Below are 21,147 nucleotides of genomic sequence, written 5' to 3'. Positions count from 1 at the left end.
TAACTTAAGAATTTTTGTAAATTGTTAAAATAAAATAAAAAAATCTATCTAAGAGGGTGAAAAAATGGAAAGAAAAGTTGCAAATTTAACCCTTTTTATTTTGTTGGTGCTTGATTTTCCTTTTTTGATGTTTTCTTACTATGTTTTTTCTGGGCTTAGAAATTATCCTGTATCGATTTTTCTTACAGGTTATTTGATTTCACTTGTAATTTTTGGTTTTCCAACAGTATTCTTAGTTTACTGGAATGCTAAAAATGCAAAATTTAATATTCCCGTATTTTCATCTATTGTTTTGTTTTTAGTTAACTTTTTAGCAGCAACATTTGTTGGATTATTTGCAGAGAAGATTAGAGAGCTTCCTTCTGAGGCTTTAGCGTTAAGATTAAGTGGGGCAATAGCAATTAATGTTAATATTGTTGCTTTGTTTTTGTTGTTGTATTCAAGAGTTTTAAATTTTGAAGAAATTAAGGAAAATTTTGATAAATTTAAAATAGGTATTTCTACGAAAGTTTTAATTTCAGTTCTTTCTGTTTCACTGTGGATTGGACCTATTATGATTAGATATTTGTATTTTAAAGGAGTTCTCACAAGCCAAAATAGTTGGAAGGTTTCAACTATTAGTATTATCTTGAATATATTACTTGCCGTGTTTTTGTATGTTTTAAATAAAATTATTTTAAAGCCTGTTGATATTATAAAGGATGCTATGAGATATTATTCGAAAGGTAAACTTAATTACAGGTTTAATATCAATTCGAATGATGAGTTTAAAGATATATCATTGCAGTTGTCTAATATGATTAGAGGATTAAAAGAAATATTGGTTGATGTTAACAATGCTTCTGAAAAATCAAGTGAAGTTTCAGGGTCTGCAAGTGATGGATTTGAAAAATTGTTGGATTTTATTAAAAATACAGAGAAAAGTGCGAGGATACAAAAGGTTTCAGTTGAAAAGATAAGTGCGGCGGTTCAGGAAATTACCGCAAGTTTGGAGGAGTTAGCAAATCAAGCGACTGTATTGAATAGTACGGCTTCTGAAACATTGGAGATTAACAATAAGTTGGTAGAAAATTCTAAAATGGGTATTGAAAGTTTAGATAAAGTAAAGAATATCAATGAAAATGTTGTGAAAAGATATAAAATGTTAAACACAAAGATAGAGGATTTTCTTAACTTAACAAAAGATATAGAAAAGATAGTAATAACAATTAGAGAGATTGCAGAACAAACAAATTTACTTGCGTTAAATGCCGCCATTGAAGCAGCCCGTGCCGGGGAAGCAGGGAAGGGATTTGCCGTTGTTGCAGATGAAATTAGAAAATTAGCGGAAGAAACTAAAGAAGCAACAAATACTATTTCTGAAACAATTAAAAATTTAGATAAAAAAACAAATGGAATAAATGTAGAGACAGAAGAAATGAATAAGGAGTTTAATGTATCTCAAGAGAGTATGAAGCAACTTTCTAAGGTCTTTAATGATATTTTTGAGTCGTTTAACAAATTATCTTCCGTTGTAGATGTACTTGCAGCACATTCACAGGAACAAAATGCGTCAGTTGAAGAAATGAATAGTGCTGCAACTGAAATTTTAAAACAAACACAAGATGTGGAAAGAAAATCGGATGATGTGTACAATGTAGCAGATAAGAGCTTGGATATAGCAAAAGAACTTTTAGAAAGTATAAAAGTATTGTCCAATGAAGTATTAAGCTTAAGAGAACAAGTAAATAAATTTGAATTCTAAGTAGTTTGTTGTATAATATATTTAGAGTCCTCGGGGCAGGGTGAGAGTCCCGACCGGCGGTGAAAGCCCGCGAGCCCGTTAAGGGTTGATCCGGTGAAATTCCGGAGCCGACGGTTAAAGTCCGGATGGGAGAGGACAATGCAATAGTATGCATTTACCTCTCCCTCCTAGTAAAGGAGGGATTTTTCTTGGAAGAATACATGAAGCTTGCCATTGAGCTTGCAAAGAAAGGTATTGGAAAAGTTTCGCCAAATCCACTAGTAGGTGCGGTAATTGTAAAAAATGGGAAAGTTATAAGTACGGGTTATCATGAAAAATACGGAGGTTTTCATGCAGAAAGAAATGCCATTTTAAATGCGAAAGAGGATCTTAGGAATAGTGAATTATACGTTAACCTTGAACCTTGTTCCCACCATGGAAAAACACCTCCATGTACTGATTTAATAATTTCTTCTGGAATTTCAAAGGTTTATATTTCCATCCTTGATCCAAATCCACTAGTTAATGGAAAAGGTGTAAAAAAATTGAGGGAAAACGGTATAGAAGTACATATTGGGCTTCTTAAAGATGAAGCAAGATATCTTAATAGGGTTTTTTTAAAGTATATTACTCAAAAAATTCCGTATGTTGCTTTAAAGGTAGCAATGACTTTAGATGGGTTTATAACAGATTCTTTGGGAAATTCAAAGTGGATTACAAAAGAAAATTTTGAAATTTCGCATTCTTTGAGAAATTTTTTCTCAAGTATTATGGTTGGGGCTAATACAGTATTAAAGGATAACCCTAGATTAACTTGTAGAAATGGAGGGAGAAACCCTGTAAGAGTTGTATTAGATAAAAATGGAATTACCTTTGGAAAAGAACTTAATATATATGATGAAACCGCAAGGACTATAGTTTTTTCGAAAAATTGTATAAATAAAATGGAATGTTACCCTGAAACAGATCCAGAAAGTATTTTAAAAAGGTTGTACAGTTTGGGAATTGATTCAGTTTTAATTGAAGGTGGAGCAGATGTTTTATCTCAATTTTTTGATTATGCGGATGAAATGCATCTATTTTATTCCACAAAATTTTTTGGAAATGGGCTTTCACCGTTTAAAGGTGTGAAAAAATTTGTTGATGAGAAAAGAGCTTTTAATATTAGAAAGGTTTTAAAATTAAACAATGAAATTTATTTGGAGGTAGTAAGAAATGTTTAGTGGAATTGTCGAATTTTGTACTGATAGATTTATATTTAAAGAAAGTGTTATTGAGATAGAATTACCATTTGAATGTAAGATTGGTGAAAGTGTAAGTGTTAATGGCGCTTGTTTGACTGTCAAAGAAAGTGTTGGAAATAAATATTATTTTGATATAGGAGACGAAACTAAAAAAGTTACAAATATTTCCTTTTCAAGATATTTAAATATTGAGCGCGCATTAAAAATTGGTGATAGGGTGAATGGTCATTTTGTGTTGGGACATGTTGATGGAATGATAAGATTTGTGAAAAGCATTAGGAAAAATTCAAGTATTTATATGTATTTTTCTCTTCCAAAAGAAAGATATGCAGTCGTAAGAAAGGGGTCAATAGCTTTAAATGGTATAAGTTTAACTATTTCAAATGTAAGTTTAGATGTTTTTGAAGTACAAGTAATATACCATACTTTTGAAAATACAAATTTAAAATATTTAAGAGTTGGTGAGTTTGTAAACTATGAAATAGATATTTTTGCAAGATATGGGAGGGGAGAGAATTGAAACCATTCATATTAATTGATAGTGAAAGGGAATTAGAGGGGGATTTATTTATTCCAGCGCAAGTATGTGATGAGAAGGTAATAAATTTTTTCTTAAAAGAAGGTAGGGGATTACTTTGCCTTGCCACAGATGAAGAAAATTTATTAGGTAAAGGTTTTTTTAGACTACCAAATAATGGAGCAAAAACTAATTTTTTTATACCAGTTGATTATGGAAAAGGAACGGGTATTTCTGCTGTTGAGAGGTGTAGGACAATAAAAAAAGTAAGTGAGGGGGTTGATATTTCACACTTTTTTTATCCCGGGCATGTGTTTTTACTTGGTGCAAAGGAAGAAAGATGGGGACACACTGAAGCTGCTACATTTTTATCAAAGAAATTGGGTTTTTCACCATATGGGGTAATAATAGAAATGCTTAATAATGATGGAAATTCACACGATTTTAAATATATTATGGCATTTTCAAAGAAGTACAATTTAGAAATTGTAGATATTAAAGATTTATACAAAGAATATAACAAAGAAGTATTCCAAATTGAAACTAAAGTAAAACTTCCCACAAAATTTGATGAAAATTTTGAAATTTATACTTTTAAAAACAATTATGATAAAAAAGAACACGTTGCAATTGTAAAAAGACCATTTTTTGATATTCCATTTGTTAGGATTCATTCTGAATGTGCAACAGGAGATATTTTTCATTCACTTAGGTGTGATTGTGGTGATCAACTTGAAAAATCTTTGAAGATAATTTCAAAAAATGGCGGAATTTTAATTTATTTAAGGCAAGAAGGAAGAGGTATAGGATTAAACAATAAAATTAAATCTTATGAATTACAAGATAGAGGTTTTGATACAGTTGATGCCAATTTAATTTTAGGTTTTAGAGAAGATGAAAGAGATTATTACATAGCATATTTAATTTTGGAAAAACTTGGTGTAAAGAGGATAAAGTTGCTTACTAATAACCCAAGAAAAGAGATTGAGTTGGAAAAATACGGTATTAAAGTTGAAACAGTTTCAATTTATGGGAATATAAATAAATACAATGAAAAATATTTGAAAACTAAGGTTAATAAAATGGGTCATAAAATAAAATTGAAAGGAGAGAAAGTATGATTGAAGGTAATTTTGAAAGATGTGAGGGATTAAAAATTGGTGTAGTTGTTTCAAGATTTAATTCACAAATCACCAAAATGTTATTGGAAGGTGCACTAGATTGTTTAAAAAGGCATGGAGTAAATAATATTGATATCATAAAGGTACCAGGTAGTATGGAAATAGGATTTGTGTTAAAAAAAATGATTAACAAGAATTATGATGCAATAATAGCTTTGGGGGCAATAATAAGGGGTGAAACGTATCATTTTGATGTTGTGGCAAATGAAATTTCAAAGGCAGTGATGCAATTAAACTTGGAAGGAAAAGTACCAATATCATTTGGTATAATAACTGCGGATACTTTGGAACAAGCAATAAATAGATCTGGGGCAAAACTGGGAAATAAAGGATTTGAGGCTGCTATGGTAGCATTAGAAATGGCAAAGTTAAATAGAGTTTTATAAATAAACATGACTTTTAGATGTGGTTGTTTTATCATATCTAATAAGAAAATTAAAGAAAGAATTTTAATTATAGAATCCAAGAATATTAAGTGTAAAAAACTTGAAAAAAGTAAGAAGTATTATATAATTATGTGGATGCATAGATGAAAATAAAACAATAACACAATAGCAAATAATATTTAATCCATATTTATTTGGTCTGAATTAAGAATTTTGTGAAACCGTATGAATAAATGAAAACCGAAAAAAGGTCTGGGAACCGCATAAATAAATGGAAAGTGAAAGAAAAAAGAGGGACATTTTGCAAAAAAATGATAGGATGGGAATAGGTACGGAAAAAATGAGTTGAAATAAAAGTATTCATGCGGGTTGAAGAACGTAAGAGTTGGAAAGGTACTCTTTCCTGAAAGAGATGAAAATTCTTTGGGATTTCTTGTATTTATTCGAGATTATGGTCTTTTCTGCCATTTCGACAATTTGATAGGAGGATCTAACTATCTTTTTCAAAATCTGTAATGAGAAAGAGGGATGAAGAAAAGTAGTTTGTGGTTTACTGGAAGAGGAGTATGGTAACGGATGGATAATGGAGGCGATGTATGAACATAAAGATATTTGTATCAAACTTGTTGGATGAGTGGTTTTTTATACTTACTCTTTCGGGATTGGTCGTGACAAGTCTCTGGCTGAAGCGTTTTCCCATGTACAATCTTGCCGATTTCAAGGTCCTTTACGTTCTTTTTGTATTTCTCGTGATGGTCAAAGGTCTTGAAAAGAGTGGCTTTTTTCACAATGTTTCTTTAAAACTTTCGCAGAAACGTTATTTGCCACAGAAATTGATATTTTTTGCAGCGCTGCTTTCTATGTTTGTAACGAATGATGTTGCACTTTTTGTAGTGATACCTCTAACCTTATCAATGAAAATTGAAAGGAAGGAACTTATTGTAGTTTTAGAAACTATTACAGCCAACGTCGCATCTTCACTTACACCTTTTGGAAACCCTCAGAACATATTCATTTATTACTATTACAATCTTCATCCTCTGGAGTTTGTTAAAACTATCGCACCGTTCAGCGGTATAACACTTATTGTGATACTGCTGTTCAGCTTTGTGGGAAAATGTAGAGCAAAGAGAAGTAAAGCATTGGAGATAAAAAAACATAGTACCAAGGCGTATGTTTATTTGATTTCTTTTCTGTTATTTGCCCTTTCTGTATTAAAAATTTTGCCTATAGAAATTGGAGGAGTGCCTGTTCTCTATGCTATTTTGTATGATAGAAGAAGTTTAATGGTTGATTATCTCTTGTTAGCTACGTTCTTCGCATTTTTTGGTTTTACGGACAATCTAATGCATATTTTAAAATTCGAACTTAACGGATCACTTGAAGTATTTTTTTTCTCAGCGTTGGGAAGTCAAGTAGTGAGTAATGTTCCTAGTGCATTACTTTTTGCAGATTTTACCAAAGATTGGAAAGCGTTGTTATGGGGTGTAAATGTTGGGGGATGTGGAACTTTGATCAGTTCTATGGCAAACCTGATAACGTACAGGCTTTACAAAATGAAATATGGAAGAGCAAAATCATTCCTGTTAAAATTCCACTTTTACGGTTTTGTGTTTTTTGGAATAGGAGTGCTGGTTTATATAATTCATATTTAATGTTATTGTTTATATTGCTAATATTAACCAAGACATGCGTTATTAATAAACAATATTTCAGAAAAAAGTTTTTCAATTTATGCTTTTTCTTTTACTTTTTATGAGCTTAGGTATATTCACTATTTACTCCAACAACTCCTAAATTTTGACCAAAGGTTGTAAAATGATAGTTGTGATTTATAGAACATTTTTTAACATTTGGGTAGCTGATTAGTTTCATATTGGCTAGTAAATTCAATTTTCAATTGCCTTTTTTTATCTTTTGTGTCTTTTTCTGTGTTTTTTTGCTTGTATGGAAGTCAAAAAACTATTTGGATTTTTCCATTTTATGTAAATTGGCACCTTCTTTCCCCATGTAGTTGGAAAGATATTTTTTCTGAAAAGGATGGAAATGGATTTTTTATACCCCATTTTTGTTTTTTTATTATTTTAGTTAGAATATTTTAGAAAAAATTTTTGATTTTTTGTTTTAATATATTTTTTAAAAGTATTTGAGATATATTTATTTTTTTAAAGTGATTGGTAAAATTTTATGAATTGTGTGAAGAACACACGCGAAAAAATCATAAAATAATGTTGACGGAATTAATGTTTAATGATATAATAGGAATTGTGAGCCGAGGTGGTGGAATAGGCAGACACGCATGGTTGAGGGCCATGTGGGCGTATAGCCCGTGCGGGTTCAAGTCCCGCCCTCGGCACCAGGTCCCCAGAATGGGACCTTTTTTTGAACAAAAAATTACGTTTAAGGTCCCATATTGAGGGGGCGAACTGGTTTCGACGGGGGTGGAATCCTCCGAGAAGCGAGCCGAGTTTTCCGTGCTTCTCGTAAAAAAGCACGGGGAAAAGATAAATGCCAATGAAGAATTAGCATTAGCAGCTTAATTTAAAAAGCTGCCGTCCTACCAGGATTTGACCGGGGTTCTGGATAGGGCGTGACATAACCGGTCTAGTGGCTTTGAGTCTTCCTTCCACTCAAAGCCGCGAAATTAGAGGGAGGATAGGAGTCAAGAAGCCTGTCCGTGGGCATCTTGGCTCCGAATAAAAAACACGGACTGCGCTCGGAGAAGCTCGGAGGGTTCTGCTTTCGGACGCGGGTTCGATTCCCGCCGCCTCCACCAGATAAGACCGGTTATTTTCCGGTCTCTTTATTTTTTTATTAGTTGTGAAAATAATTTTATGAAATGTCTATATTTAGGGGGGAATGAGGGTTAATTAGAGAAAATTTGATCCAGTATGAATTTGTCAATTTTTGTTTTTCCGATCCTTTTAATTTTTTGTACAGTGTTATCTATTTTTTTTAAATTTATGTTTAGCTTTTTTTCGATTTCTTTGTATGTGTAGCCTTCCAACCACATTTCAAAAATATCTATTTCTATATCTTTGAGATAGTTCATGATTTTTTCTTTTATTATTTGAATAAATGCGTTTTTTATAACACTTGAGTTCTTATCTTCTAGTGAATAATCTGCTTGTTCTGATCCCTCTGCTTCATTTAGACTATCTATGCTCGATGATTCTGAAAGGATTTTATTTTTTCTTCTATTTAGATATGTTATAAAAGTTTTAATTTCGCTTTCTATGCTTCTCCATGCAAAGGAATTAAAAGAACTTTTTTCAGAGTCAAAGTAAAAAACGGCTTTGATAAGTCCGATAAGACCATTTTGGATTATGTCTTCAAATTCTGCCCATGGAGCATAATATTTTGATGATATTTTTACGACCATTGGATAATACTTTTCAATTATCAATTCTAATGCTTCAATTAATCCGCTTTGTGCAAGTTCAACTAATTTTTCAACTCTTTTCATCCTAAGATTGTATTTTATCACTTTTTATCACCTGATGTGTTGTGAAATTTCACCGATATCCTTTGCAATTATATCAGGTTTTATATTTGTAATATCACTTTCTTTAGCCTCTCCAGTTAGAACCAAAATAGTTAGAACACCTGCTCTTTTTCCCAATAATATATCGGTGTATAATCTATCACCGATAACACAAGTTTCTTCCTTTACTACGTTATTTTTTTTCATTATCATTTCTAAAATTAAAGGATCTGGTTTTCCAAAAACAATATCCGGTTTTTTTCCTGTTGCTTTGGTTATTACACTTGCTATTGCCCCTGTATCTGGTATTGGGCCAATGCTTGATGGACAGTTTAAGTCTGGGTTTGTTAATACAAAGAGTTTACCTTTAGAGACGTAGGAAGAAGCTTTAGCAAGTTTTTCATAATTAAGTGTGTTATCAAAAGTTACAATTACGACTTCAGGTTCTGAAGTTTCCACGATTGTATGTCCTACTTTTTTAAAAATATTTTTTATTTCATTATTTCCGACAATGAAAACCTTTTTAGGACCAAATTTATCAAAAAGATATTCTGCCGTTTCAATACCTGCTGTGAAAATTTGATTTTCTGTTATAGATAGTCCATTTTTTGAAAATTCTTTTAGATAAGACTCTGTAGATTTGTTTGAGTTATTTGTTAAAAAGACAAAATTTTTATTTAGTTTTTTTGTTTTTTCTGCAAAAGATATTGAGCCTGGTAATAAATTTCCACTAAGTGAAAATGTACCGTCGATATCTAAAACAAATAACTTTACCTTTTTTAGTTTTTCTAAGGCATTTTTTGACATTAATTTCATGTAATCACCTCAATAGAATTATACATTATTTTTTAGTTTTTAAAAGGATAAACATAAGTGGTGCACCAATAAAAGAAGTGATAACACCTATTGGAATCTCAATAGGTGAGGCAATTGTTCTAGCGATTGTATCTGAAATAGAGAGGAATATTCCACCAAGTAATGCACTACCCATTAAGCTGTATTTATGTTTGGGACCTGTTAAAATCCTTGCAGCATGAGGGATTATCAATCCTACAAAACCTATAATTCCAGTTTTTGATACTATGACAGAAATTGAAAAAGAACCTAGTAGATAAAAAAACCACTTGATTTTTTCAGTTTCAACACCAAGAAGTTTTGCTTCTTCCTCACCTAATGCTATAGCATCTAATTCTTTATTTTTTATATATCCAGATAAAAAAAGAATAATTAGTGCAGAAAATGGAAGGATAAGATCATCCAATGTTATCCCTGAAAGACTTCCAAACAACCAAATATGGGCACTTGTAAGAGTTTTTCTCGATAGACTAATTAACAATATAGTAGCGGAAGAAAATATTGTACTTATTAAAACACCGGATAAAATAAGATGCGTTATAGGGATTATATTTTTTCTTTTTGCAAGGAGGATGGCAAGAAGTGAGGCTATTATGGAAAATAAAAAAGAGAAAAAGTTTACACTGAATATTTTGTTGAGTGAAACTGCAGCGTATATTGCAAGTACTGCGCCAAATCCTGCGCCAGAAGATGTACCAATAAGGTATGGATCAACTAATGGATTTTTCATTATTGTTTGAAAAATATTTCCTACTAAAGCTAATATTGAACCAGAAATTATTCCCATTAAAATTCTGGGGAATCTTACATTCCATATTAAAAATTTAATTCTTTCATTTGGAGCATTGAATATATAAGAAACTGGTAATTTGACACTACCTATTGAAAGATTTAAGAATAAAATTAAAAGAAAGAAAACTGGAAGGATAATCCTCCCAGTTTTAGGATTAAGAAATTTTTTCATTTATTTCCTCCGTAAAAGAAATTATAGAATATATCAAGGTATTTTACTATATTGGGTGAGATTGAGCTAATATCATTTCCATCAATAATTAATACTTTGTCATTTTTAACGGCTTTTAAAGATGAAAAGAGTTTATTTCCCTTTATCTTTTCTTTTATTTGATTTGGATCACCATATCCTGCTATTATTATTACATCTGGGTTGTTTATAGTTAAGAATTCCCAATTTACAGAGAACCAACCGTTATTTCCTGTGTATGGTGCACAGATATTTACTCCACCAGCAATAGTAATGAGTTCGTTTATGTAGGAGCCCGTTCCTGCAGTCCATAAATCTTTTGTTTCATCGTTGGGTACTGTAATTGTAAAGAATACTTTTGGTCTTTCATTAAGTGGAATTTTTGCAGTTTTTGTACCATAATCTTTCAATTTTGATAAAATTTCATCTTTTATCATTTTTGCTTCTTTTTCCTTGCCAAACACACTTCCAAGTAACATTACGTCTCTTGCTACATCATTTAAGGAAACGGGATTAAGTACCAATGTTTTTATTCCAAATTTTTCTAATTTTTCAACTTCTGGAAGTTGAAACCCGCCAAAGATAATCACAACATCTGGGTTTAAAGACAAAATTTTTTCAATGTTTAAAGGTACCATATTTCCAATCTTTTCTGCGTTAAAGCTATCCCAATCTGTAACTCCGACTATTTTTTTGTCTAATCCAAGTTTTAATAAAAATTTAGTTGAACTTGGTGCTGCAGAAACGACTTTTTCAGGCGTTTTTTCAAAGACAACCAGTCTTCCTGCATCATCTACAATAGAAATTGAAAATGCAATAAAGCTAAGAACAACTAAAAACAAAACCCCTAGTTTTTTCATATCTTCACCTCCTGGTTATATTTAAAAGAAATCGACCACCTTTAGGGACCGTAAAGGTGGCTTTCTCCTTCTAAAAAAAGGTATCCCGACTCCCGGTTCATCCTACTTTCAGCGCCTTCCCAGGTTTTCCCCAGTGGCATTTGTACTGATTTCGTCCCCGGTTACGGTGGCGTCCCCGTGCCGGATTTCCACCGGCTTCCCTTTTTTTAGAAGAAATGTATTTCACGTAAATTATAACACATCAAAAATTATTTGCAATTTGCCTTGCAAGTTTATCTACTTCAAAAACATCTTCTAAATCCCTTATTTTGCCATTTATTTTTTCACAGGTGTCTATAACTATCTTTGAGATATTGTGAAACTTTATTTTACTTTCCAAAAACATATTTACTGCAACTTCATCTGCTGCGTTAAATGCTACTCTTTTTGCAAGATCTTTAATAATTTTTTTACCATAAAAAAAAGCGGGGTATTTTTCTTCACTTACCTCTGTAAAAATAAAATTTTCCCCTTTAAACTCTGGCCAATTTAGGTTTATATACATTCTCTTTGGATAAGTCAGTGCATATGAAATTGGTATTTTCATATCAGGGAATCCAAAGTGTATTTTTACTGTACCGTCTTTCAAGAAAACTGCACCATGAACTGTGCCCGTGGGGTGTATTAATACATCTATTGTGTCTAATTCAAATAATTCATATGCTTCAATTACTTCAAAGGCTTTATTTATCATAGTTGATGAGTCGACTGTTATTTTTTGTCCCATATTCCATACAGGGTGTTTTAATATTTCTTTTGGAGTGAGGTTTTCTATGTTATCATATTCTCTTATTGCGCCACCTGATGCGGTTATTAATATTTTTTCTACGTTTTCATCAAAAATCTGAAAGATGGCAGAATGCTCGCTATCAACTGGTATTAATTCTACATCTTTACAAGCTTTTTTTAACAATGGTCCTGCACAAACTAAGGCCTCTTTTGTGGCAAGGGCAAGTCTTTTTGTGAATTTAATTGCTTGGAATGTGGATATAACACCATTAAACCCAGGAATTGCCGCAACAACTATATCTGGGGTTGTTTTTTCCAAAAGTTCCTCTATGGAAGAGACATTTGATAATACTTGTGAGTAATAAAAATTTACATTGTATTCTTTTACAATTTTTTCCCCAAGTTTTTTATTTTGCCCAAATACAACTCCAGTTACCTTATATCCTTTTAGTTTTTTTATTACGTCTAATGTTTGAATGCCAATTGAACCTGTAGCACCTAGAATCACAACGGTTTTTTCAACCATCTAAAATAAATCACCTCTCCTTCAAAAACTTGTACTTTTATATTTTTAGAATTAGTTTCATTACTAATTCCAATGGGATTTTTTATGTTCATTTCCCCGTCAAATGTGTATTTGAAACCATCTAGTTTGAATTTTGCATTACAAATTGGAATAAAAGACCAGATTTCTCCTATTTTCACATTTTTTTCAAATGTATTTTTGATAATGGAACATTCTAATTTTTCAGATCTTAACAAAATTTTTGTGTCAAATTTTTTCATCAATCCAAATAAAGCAAGTATCATATCAAGTCTTTCTCCAAAAAAATTTAATATTTCGATTTCGTCGTATCCATTTTCAAATGCGTATTTAATTGCTATTTCACAGTCCGTTTCATCTTTTTCTTTCGGGTATTCAATGATTTCAACGTTATTTTTTTTGAAATATTCCAAAGTATCATTATCCAAAGAATCTAAGTCTCCTATAATGACATTTGGAAGAATACCCCTTTCCTTTAAAACTTTTGCTCCTCCATCTGCTGCAATTATTATGTCCGAGTTAATGTACAATGTTTCTTTTGCGTTTCCATTTAATATTATTGTTGCTTTCACGTTATCCCTCCCATGTTATAATATTACATGAGAAATTATAACATGGAGTGAAGAAAATGATTGTTAAAGCAAAAAAATTAACAAAATTATATGGAAAAAATGAAAAAATAGAAGCCTTAAAGGGTGTAGATTTGGAGATAGAAGAAGGAGAAATAGTTGCGGTTTTAGGGCCTTCTGGATGTGGAAAAACTACACTTTTAAATTGTCTTTCAGGGCTTGATGAACCTACCTCAGGAAGTATAAAAGTTCTTGGAAAAGATCTTGTGAAAATGAAAGAAGATGAGAAAACTATTTTTCGTTCCAAATATATGGGATTTATATTCCAATTTTTTAATTTAATTCCAGTATTAAATGCGGTTGAAAACGTTGAGCTTCCACTTTTGATCTCAAAAAAATTTGGTATACGGGAGATAAGAAAAAAAGCGCTTGAGTGGCTTGAAAGATTGCATATTAGCCACAGGGCATATGCATATCCTAATGAGATGTCTGGTGGCGAGCAACAGAGGATTGCAATTGCACGTGCACTGATAAATAATCCCAAAATAGTGTGGGCAGATGAGCCTACAGGGGCGTTAGATACAAAGAACAGTGAAGAAATTATGGAAATCATATTGGATATGAATAGACAGTTAGGTACAACTTTTGTTATAGTAACTCACGATCCAAACGTTGCCAAAAAAGCTCATAGGATAATTAGGATGGATAGTGGAAAGATAGTATCAACAGGAGGGTAAAATTGTATATTCCATTTTTAATCGAGGAATTTTTGGATTATGTGGAAAATATAAAAGATTTTGGAGAATTAATTGAGTTTTTTGAAGAAAACATGAAAAAAATAGATGATCCTCTTGTGAGTATTCCTGAAGTTTCAAATAAACTTCAGGATTTTTATGATTATATAATTGCTATGAAAAAATTGCCAAAAGAGCGAATAGAAAAACGCATGAGTTATATTCCGGGTATGGTAAAAAGATTTAGGAAAATGTATTTGGTATATAAGGTGGAAAAGTTTGAAAATTTAAAATCACTTAAAATGTCTGTGAAATATTTAAAAGGTGTAGGTCCAAAGAGGGCTGAAAAATTGAAAAAATTGGGAATAAATACGGTGGAAGATTTGCTAAATTACTTTCCACGTGATTATGAAGATAGAAGAAAAATAATTCCACTTTCCATAATTAAAGAAGATGAAAAAATAGTTACTACCGGGGTTTTAACTTCAGTTGAAAAAATAAAAAAAAGTGGTGTTTCAATAGTTAGTGCTGTTTTGGCAGATGGAATGTATCAAATTCTTTTAAAATGGTTTAATCAAGATTTTATGGAAAATATCTTAAAGACTTTTTTGCGCAAAAAAGTGTTTGTCTTTGGAACTGTAAAAAAGGGCTTTTACGGTGCTCTTGAAATACACAATCCAGAAATTGAGATGGTAAAAAGTTCAAAAAGGGAAATTATTCCTATTTATTCGCTTACCGAAGGGATAAAGCAACATGTCATTCGAAAGGTTGTTAAAGAAAACCTTTATAACATTTATAATTATAAAGAAGTTATACCTGAAGATATAAGGAAAAAAAGGGAGTTATTGGATATATATCAAGCATATACAGGTATGCACATTCCAAGGAGTGTATACCATCAAAAAATGGCACGATTTAGACTGGCATACGAAGAGTTGTTGTATTTACAGATTGCTTTTTTATTAACAAAAAAGGAAAGTGAATTTGTTGGAGGAATCTCGAAGAATTTTGACGGAATTTACTCTTCAAAATTATTAGAAGAACTCCCATTTAAATTAACCAATGCGCAATTAAAAGCGTATAAAGAGATACAAGAGGATTTGAAATCTAATAAACCTATGAATAGATTGTTGCAGGGAGATGTAGGTTCTGGAAAAACTATAGTTTCAGAGCTTGCAATTTTGGATAACCATGAAGCAGGGTTTCAATCTGCGGTAATGGTGCCAACATCGATTTTAGCTATACAAAATTACAAAAAGATATATGACCATCTATCAAGATTTAAAATAAAAGTAGCATTGCTTTTAGGAGCAACTTCTAGTTCTGAAAAAAATAGAATAAAACAAATGTTAAAAGATGGAGATATAGATGTAATAGTTGGAACACATGCACTTATACAAGAGGATGTACATTTTAAAAATCTAGGATTAGTGGTAATTGATGAGCAACATAGATTTGGTGTAAGACAAAGAAAAGAACTTATTACCAAAGGAAAATTGGTGGATACGTTAGTTATGACTGCAACGCCTATTCCAAGAACCCTTTCCCTTTCTGTTTATGGAGATTTAGATGTATCTATAATTGATGAAATGCCAAAAGGAAGAAAACCTATAAAGACATTTGTGGTTCATCAAACAAAAATAGAAGATGTGTATAAATTTGTTGTGCAAGAAATTGAAAATGGTGGACAGGCGTATATAGTATATCCTTTAATCGATGAATCGGAAAAGCTTTCCGTAAAAGCAGCGGTTACTATGTATGAAAAATTAAAGGATGAAATCTTTAAGAATATTCCTATTGCATTGATTCATGGTAAAATGAGTGATTTTGAAAAAGATGAGACGATGTATAGATTTTTAAAAGGTGAGATAAAAATCCTTGTTTCGACAAGTGTTATTGAAGTAGGAATAGATGTACCTCAAGCTACTGTGATTGTAATTGAAAACGCAGAAAGGTTTGGACTTGCGCAACTTCACCAACTTCGAGGAAGAGTGGGAAGGGGAGATAAACAATCTTATTGTTTTCTTACTGTGGGAAATGTTTCAAGAGAAACTTTGGAAAGGTTGAACTTTTTCGCATCGACAAACAATGGTTTTAAAATTTCTGAATATGATTTAAAATTAAGGGGGCCGGGAGAGTTTTTAGGAGTAAAACAACATGGGCTTCCTGAATTTAAAGTAGCAGATATAGTAAATGATATAGATATTATTGTAAAGGCAAGGGAAGATGCAAAGTATATAGTGGAAAATATGGATGCATACAGAAAATTGATAGAGCATGTAAAGACATTGTATAGGGAAAGAATAGAATTTTTAGATGTTAGTTGAGGTGAATAATATGGTATTGAGAGCATCTTATGGAACACTAGGTCTTTTGGGTCATGTAAAGAAAAAAATTGAGATGGATACAGCCTATTTTATGCTTGATGGTAGGTGTGTTTTTGATTGTGGATTTTGTTCCCATGCAAGAAGTGTGGATGTGGATAATAAGTTTTTATCTAGAGTTGTTTGGAAAAAGGTTTCAAGTGATGATTTAAAAAATATAAATGTAAAGAGAATATGTTTGCAGGTTGTAAGTTATAGAGGATATAGAAGGGATTTAGAAGAAGTTTTAAAAATTTTAAAGGGAAAGGTAATTTCTGTTTCAGTAAGGGCACTAACTTTAGAAGAAATAGATAGTTATTTTTCGCTTGGAATTGATTCAATTGGTTTATCAGTTGATGTGGTTAATGAAAGGTTATTTAGTAAGATTAGAGGAGGAGATTTTAAGAAGTTAATGAATTTGATAAAGAGTGCTGCAGAAAAATATCCTGGTAGAATAACCACTCATGTTATTGTTGGAATGGGAGAAAGTGATAAAGAATTGATTGATTTCTTTTATAACATGAAAAATTTTGGTGTAAATGTTGCATTATTTGCGTTTACTCCGATAAAAGGGACTAAATTAGAAGATAAAATACCTCCAGATAGAAATAGGTATAGAAAGATTCAATTGGCAAGGTATCTAATTTTTGAAAAGGAAGTTTCAATGGATACTTTTGTGTTTAAAGGAAATATGTTGGAAAAGATAAATTATAGGTACGAAGAAAATTTGGGAAGGGCCTTTTTAACATCTGGATGTAAACATTGCACAAGGCCTTATTATAACGAAAAACCTGGAGATATCCCATATAATTTCTTTGAGTATAATAAAGATTTGGAAAATATGGTAAAGGAGTTATTAGAATGAATTTTTATAGAGAGCGAAAAAAACATCCCCTCATTTTAAATAGACCTTCTTTGTTAATTATAGATGTTCAAAGCTATTTTTTTGATGAAAAAAGCCCAGCTTATTTGAGTGGGATTGAAAACATTTTTGAAAATATAGAGAAGTTAGTAGATAAATTTAAAGAAAAAGGATATCCCATTGTTTCGACATTGCACGTGGGAGCTTCGGAGAATATGAGAAGATGGTGGGGAAATGTAGTGGAGAGTATAGACCCATATTTTGTTGTGGAAAAAATAGTAAAAAAAGATACATATGATGCATTCTATAAAACGGATTTGGAGGATTATTTAAAAAAAGAAAGTATAACTGATTTGATAATAACTGGAGTTATGACTCATCTTTGTTGTGAAACAACGGCTAGAAGCGGATTTGTAAGGGGATTTAATATTGTTATGGTAGAAGATGCGCTTTGGGATAAAAATGAATTTTATCATTTTTCGTCGTTGAAATCACTAGCTCATGGATTTGCAATTATTTCCTCAACGGAGGAAATTTTATGCGCGTTGGAATAGTGGGGGGAGGCCCTGCAGGGATTTCTGCTGCAGTTTTTTTAAAAAGGTATGGAATAGATTGTACAATTTTTGAAAAGAAACAACTTGGCGGAATGTTAATCAATGCTTGGAGAGTGGAAAATATTCCCATTTTTAAGCCAGCATCTGGAAAAGATGTTGTGAAAAATATGGTGTCATTTTTGAATTTATACAATGTTGAAGTTATTAAAGATGAAGTCGTTATAGTAGAAGAGAACAAGATAATTACCAAAAAAGACAATTATTTTTTCGATGAAATAATAATTGCCACTGGAACTGTACCAAATAGAATAAAGGAATTTGAAAATGATAAGGTTGTGTATGAGTATAGAGATCTTCCAAGGTCTAAAAATTTGGCAATCTATGGAGCAGGTGATGTGGCATTTGATGGCGCAATTAGGGCAAGACTTCAAGGAAAAAATGTTGTTTTATTTTCTAGAAGTAAAAAAATTAAGGCATTGCCAAGACTTTATAATATAGCAAAATCTCTTAAAATTAAGATGCGTTTGGGTGAAAAAATTGAAGAAGTTTTAAATTTTAATGACTTTATTAAAATAAGGACAAAAGAAAATATTTATCGTTTTGATGCACTTTTACTTGCTATAGGGCGAAAGATAGATTTATCTTTTTTAAGAGCAAAGAATGTCCATCTGATAGGTGATGTTGCGCATCCAAATTACAGACAAGCATCAATTGCAGTAGGTGATGGTATTATGGTAGGAATGAAGATTTTGAGGAGGGATGGGTGTTGAAAATATTAAAGAGATTTGGTAATGAAAAAGTTGCATATGTATACCTTGCAAAGACTTCAAAGGGAAACATTGTGGAATTTGTGGAATCTATACAACCTCCAATACCAAGGGATGAAAAGTGGGTGTTGATAGTTTCCACGTTGAACGGTTGTCCAGTAGGTTGTTTAATGTGCGATGCTGGGGGATTTTACAATGGAAAGTTGTCAAAGGAAGAAATAATTGAGCAAATATTATTTTTGGTAGATACAAGGTATGGTAGAAATGTGCCCGTTAAAAAATTTAAAATTCAATTTGCAAGGATGGGAGAGCCCGCTTTAAATGAAGGTGTATTGGATGTCTTAGAAGAACTTCCTGGTATTTTAAACGCACCTGGATTAATGCCATCTATTTCAACAGTTGCACCAGTGGGGACTGATGAATTTTTTGAAAGATTATTTAGATTAAAAGAAAAACACTATAGAGGTCGTTTTCAGTTGCAGTTTTCTATTCATTCAACAGATTTAAAACAACGCGATAAAATTATTCCCATTAAAAAGTGGGATTTTGGAAAAATTGCAGAATATGGAGAAATGTTTGTGAAGGGAAAAGATAGAAAAGTCACATTGAATTTTGCACTTGCAAAGCAGAATATAGTTGATCCAGATGTGATAATTAAGTATTTTGATAAGGATAAGTTTTTAATAAAAATCACGCCTGTAAATCCCACTTATTCTGCTACAAAGAATGGATTAGAGTCAGATATTGATCTTGAGACTTTTATGCCAGTTAATCACAAATATTTTGTGGATAAACTAAAGAGTAATGGGTATGATGTTATAATAAGTATTGGAGAGTTGGAGGAAAATAAAATAGGTAGTAATTGTGGGCAGTATGTACAAAAACATTTGATGGAAAATGAGCAATTAAAATATGGATATAATTTTGTAATTAAATAACTTAATGTTATAATATTTCCTGAGGAGGTGATACCATGGAAAACAACATGTTATTGTGGATAGGTGTGGGTGTTTTAGCTGCTGCGTTGGTTGTTGGAGCTATATTCTTTTTATTACCAAAGGATAGGTATATTGAAGCGCAAGGGATTAGGATATGGAAATTACCTAAAGAAGCAGAAAATGTGCAAGTAAGTTATTCATACGAAGCAAAAGTTGCGCAACTTGCACGTGAAGGGAGACTTTTCCTTTTTGAAGGAGTAAATGTTGGTGGCGGAGTAAATATGTCAATTGCAGAGAATGCAGCAAGGACGCAAGCTTTAGGTAAAATTGCGGAATTTTTAAATGCAAAAGTTGAAACCTTTAGAAAAGTTGTTGAAGGACAATTACAAAGTGTACAGACAAATAACAACGAAGAAAAAGCAAGTCAACAGCTTGTTGAGGCAGCCGTTAGTGCTTATAAAGGAATTACTAAGGTTATGGCGAATGCTATTGTGAGTGGAGCTTTAAAATATGCAAGTTGGGAAGTAAGAAAGGGAAATATTGTTGAATTACACGTTTTGTATTTCTACGATCCAACAAATCTGTTATCAATCCTTGAATCTCAAGCACTTGTAAGTCAAACAGTGGGAAAATTGGGAAAACAAGGAGTAGACTTCTTCAAAGCGTTGAATTCTGTTCTTGATGAGGCATCAAAAGGTACCCCATTGGAAGGAGAATAATTTTAAATTAAATGTTTATATGGCCGAGGAAATCCTCGGCCTTTTTTGATAAGGAGGTGTTCTAATGTACATAGATTTAAGAAGTGATACAGTAACAAAACCTACAGAAGAGATGAGAAAGGCAATGGCATACGCAGAAGTTGGAGATGATGTATATATGGATGATCCAACGGTAAACAAGCTTGAAAAGTTATGTGCAGATATATTGGGAAAAGAAGCTTCCTTGTTTGTTCCAAGTGGTACTTTTGCAAATCAACTTGCTTTGTTTACCCATTGTCAAAGAGGAGATGAGGTTATTATCGGTGACAACTATCATATAGTCCAGCATGAAGCAGGTGCTGCTGCTGTAATTGCAGGTGTGCAGCTAAGAACAGTTGAGACAAAAAAAGGTGCGATGATTCCTGAAGTTTTAGAGAGTAAGATAAGGAAGGTTGAAGATATACACTATCCCAGAACAGGATTGATTTGTCTTGAAAATGCCCATTCAAATGGGAATGTAATACCTTTGGATAACTTTAAAAAAATAAGAGAAATAGCAGGAAATATTCCTATTCATCTAGATGGAGCAAGATTGTTTAATGCGTCAACCTTTCTAAAGGTGGAACCAAAAGAAATTGCAAAATATGCTGATTCTATAAATATCTGTCTTTCAAAAGGGTTATGTGCACCTGTTGGTTCACTTTTGGTTGGAAACAAGGAGTTTATTGAAAGGGCGAGAAAAAAGCGTAAAATAATGGGCGGTGGTATGCGGCAAGTGGGAATATTAGCTGCGGCGGGCATTGTTGCATTAGAAAAAATGCGTTTTAGATTGGAAGAAGATCATGAAAACGCAAGATATTTGGCAAAAAGGTTGAGTAATTTTGCCTTTATAGAAATTGTCGAAAAGGTTGAAATAAACATGGTATTTTTCAAGATTGATAAGAATTTTTCCACAAATGAATTTATTGAGTATCTTTTAAAAAACAACATAAAAATAAACCCGCCAGAGGACGGAGTGTTTAGGTTTGTTACACATTATTGGATAAAAAGAGAGGATATTGATTATGTTGTAGAAACCATGGCAAAGTTTTTCAATTAATCTCCTTTCAGCTTGGCTG

The 21,147-nt window shown here is 32.0% G+C and carries 20 protein-coding genes, 1 tRNA gene, 1 other RNA gene and 2 riboswitches; of the genes, 16 read left to right on the top strand and 6 right to left on the bottom strand.

The window, feature by feature from the left end:
- The first annotated feature begins 64 nt into the window (after window positions 1-64).
- From XJ44_RS01370 to ssrA, 8 genes are all read left to right on the top strand, one after another.
- Window positions 65-1,744, top strand: a complete 1,680-nt coding sequence (locus XJ44_RS01370) for a methyl-accepting chemotaxis protein (RefSeq protein WP_077197819.1) — start codon at window positions 65-67, stop codon at window positions 1,742-1,744.
- A gap of 22 nt (window positions 1,745-1,766) precedes the next feature.
- Window positions 1,767-1,885, top strand: a riboswitch (FMN riboswitch).
- A 47-nt stretch (window positions 1,886-1,932) separates the two neighbouring features.
- Complete coding sequence (gene ribD / locus XJ44_RS01365) at window positions 1,933-2,946, top strand: bifunctional diaminohydroxyphosphoribosylaminopyrimidine deaminase/5-amino-6-(5-phosphoribosylamino)uracil reductase RibD (RefSeq protein WP_198927368.1); 1,014 nt, start codon at window positions 1,933-1,935, stop codon at window positions 2,944-2,946.
- The gene (locus XJ44_RS01360; RefSeq protein WP_077197818.1) at window positions 2,939-3,487 is read left to right on the top strand and encodes a riboflavin synthase; all 549 of its coding nucleotides are present in this window, start codon (window positions 2,939-2,941) and stop codon (window positions 3,485-3,487) included. The genes ribD and XJ44_RS01360 overlap by 8 nt, the downstream gene beginning before the upstream one ends.
- Window positions 3,484-4,605 carry a bifunctional 3,4-dihydroxy-2-butanone-4-phosphate synthase/GTP cyclohydrolase II gene (locus tag XJ44_RS01355; protein ID WP_084758734.1) on the top strand — a complete coding sequence of 374 codons (1,122 nt, stop codon included), beginning with the start codon at window positions 3,484-3,486 and terminating at the stop codon, window positions 4,603-4,605. The genes XJ44_RS01360 and XJ44_RS01355 overlap by 4 nt, the downstream gene beginning before the upstream one ends.
- Window positions 4,602-5,051, top strand: a complete 450-nt coding sequence (gene ribH / locus XJ44_RS01350) for a 6,7-dimethyl-8-ribityllumazine synthase (RefSeq protein ID WP_077197816.1) — start codon at window positions 4,602-4,604, stop codon at window positions 5,049-5,051. The genes XJ44_RS01355 and ribH overlap by 4 nt, the downstream gene beginning before the upstream one ends.
- Before the next feature lie 596 nt (window positions 5,052-5,647).
- Window positions 5,648-6,706 carry an SLC13 family permease gene (locus XJ44_RS01345; protein WP_077197815.1) on the top strand — a complete coding sequence of 353 codons (1,059 nt, stop codon included), beginning with the start codon at window positions 5,648-5,650 and terminating at the stop codon, window positions 6,704-6,706.
- A 616-nt stretch (window positions 6,707-7,322) separates the two neighbouring features.
- Window positions 7,323-7,410: transfer RNA gene (locus tag XJ44_RS01340), tRNA-Leu, on the top strand.
- A gap of 58 nt (window positions 7,411-7,468) precedes the next feature.
- Window positions 7,469-7,827: a transfer-messenger RNA gene (ssrA, locus tag XJ44_RS01335) on the top strand.
- Between the two features lie 90 nt (window positions 7,828-7,917).
- On the opposite strand, the gene XJ44_RS01330 is transcribed toward ssrA, so the two are convergent.
- From XJ44_RS01330 to XJ44_RS01305, 6 genes are all read right to left on the bottom strand, one after another.
- Entirely contained in the window at window positions 7,918-8,538 is a 621-nt protein-coding gene (locus tag XJ44_RS01330) for a sigma-70 family RNA polymerase sigma factor (protein WP_077197814.1), read from the bottom strand.
- A gap of 6 nt (window positions 8,539-8,544) precedes the next feature.
- On the bottom strand, window positions 8,545-9,351 hold the full coding sequence (locus XJ44_RS01325; RefSeq protein ID WP_077197813.1) for an HAD-IIA family hydrolase: 807 nt from the start codon (window positions 9,349-9,351) through the stop codon (window positions 8,545-8,547).
- A gap of 25 nt (window positions 9,352-9,376) precedes the next feature.
- Window positions 9,377-10,354, bottom strand: a complete 978-nt coding sequence (locus XJ44_RS01320; protein WP_075665281.1) for a FecCD family ABC transporter permease — start codon at window positions 10,352-10,354, stop codon at window positions 9,377-9,379.
- Window positions 10,351-11,232, bottom strand: a complete 882-nt coding sequence (locus tag XJ44_RS01315; RefSeq protein WP_075665280.1) for an ABC transporter substrate-binding protein — start codon at window positions 11,230-11,232, stop codon at window positions 10,351-10,353. The genes XJ44_RS01320 and XJ44_RS01315 overlap by 4 nt, the downstream gene beginning before the upstream one ends.
- A gap of 58 nt (window positions 11,233-11,290) precedes the next feature.
- Window positions 11,291-11,482, bottom strand: a riboswitch (cobalamin riboswitch).
- Complete coding sequence (locus tag XJ44_RS01310) at window positions 11,474-12,526, bottom strand: 1-deoxy-D-xylulose-5-phosphate reductoisomerase (RefSeq protein WP_077197812.1); 1,053 nt, start codon at window positions 12,524-12,526, stop codon at window positions 11,474-11,476. Its footprint overlaps the riboswitch before it by 9 nt.
- Complete coding sequence (locus tag XJ44_RS01305) at window positions 12,505-13,116, bottom strand: thiamine diphosphokinase (RefSeq protein ID WP_077197811.1); 612 nt, start codon at window positions 13,114-13,116, stop codon at window positions 12,505-12,507. Before XJ44_RS01305 ends, XJ44_RS01310 begins: the two co-directional genes overlap by 22 nt.
- A 56-nt stretch (window positions 13,117-13,172) precedes the next feature.
- Between XJ44_RS01305 and XJ44_RS01300 the strand changes: the two genes are divergently transcribed.
- The 8 genes from XJ44_RS01300 (at window position 13,173) to ltaE (ending at window position 21,128) form a co-directional block, all read left to right on the top strand.
- Entirely contained in the window at window positions 13,173-13,850 is a 678-nt protein-coding gene (locus XJ44_RS01300; protein ID WP_075665277.1) for an ABC transporter ATP-binding protein, read from the top strand.
- A 2-nt stretch (window positions 13,851-13,852) separates the two neighbouring features.
- Window positions 13,853-16,174: an ATP-dependent DNA helicase RecG gene (recG, locus tag XJ44_RS01295; RefSeq protein ID WP_143608959.1), complete on the top strand. Its 2,322-nt coding sequence runs from the start codon at window positions 13,853-13,855 to the stop codon at window positions 16,172-16,174.
- A gap of 10 nt (window positions 16,175-16,184) precedes the next feature.
- Window positions 16,185-17,075, top strand: a complete 891-nt coding sequence (locus tag XJ44_RS01290) for a radical SAM protein (protein ID WP_077197810.1) — start codon at window positions 16,185-16,187, stop codon at window positions 17,073-17,075.
- Window positions 17,072-17,626 carry a cysteine hydrolase gene (locus XJ44_RS01285; RefSeq protein ID WP_075665275.1) on the top strand — a complete coding sequence of 185 codons (555 nt, stop codon included), beginning with the start codon at window positions 17,072-17,074 and terminating at the stop codon, window positions 17,624-17,626. The genes XJ44_RS01290 and XJ44_RS01285 overlap by 4 nt, the downstream gene beginning before the upstream one ends.
- Entirely contained in the window at window positions 17,611-18,396 is a 786-nt protein-coding gene (locus tag XJ44_RS01280) for an NAD(P)/FAD-dependent oxidoreductase (RefSeq protein ID WP_075665274.1), read from the top strand. The genes XJ44_RS01285 and XJ44_RS01280 overlap by 16 nt, the downstream gene beginning before the upstream one ends.
- Entirely contained in the window at window positions 18,393-19,331 is a 939-nt protein-coding gene (locus XJ44_RS01275) for a radical SAM protein (protein ID WP_077197809.1), read from the top strand. The genes XJ44_RS01280 and XJ44_RS01275 overlap by 4 nt, the downstream gene beginning before the upstream one ends.
- A gap of 35 nt (window positions 19,332-19,366) precedes the next feature.
- A complete protein-coding gene (locus XJ44_RS01270; protein WP_075665272.1) occupies window positions 19,367-20,050 on the top strand; it encodes a hypothetical protein in 684 nt (227 codons plus the stop codon).
- Between the two features lie 64 nt (window positions 20,051-20,114).
- Window positions 20,115-21,128 carry a low-specificity L-threonine aldolase gene (gene ltaE / locus XJ44_RS01265; RefSeq protein WP_075665271.1) on the top strand — a complete coding sequence of 338 codons (1,014 nt, stop codon included), beginning with the start codon at window positions 20,115-20,117 and terminating at the stop codon, window positions 21,126-21,128.
- Window positions 21,129-21,147: the final 19 nt, after the last annotated feature.

Origin of the sequence: Thermosipho affectus, assembly GCF_001990485.1 — a bacterium.
GTDB lineage: Bacteria > Thermotogota > Thermotogae > Thermotogales > Fervidobacteriaceae > Thermosipho > Thermosipho affectus.
Note: the sequence above shows the minus strand (reverse complement) of the source record. Positions and strands in the feature narration are given on the sequence as shown.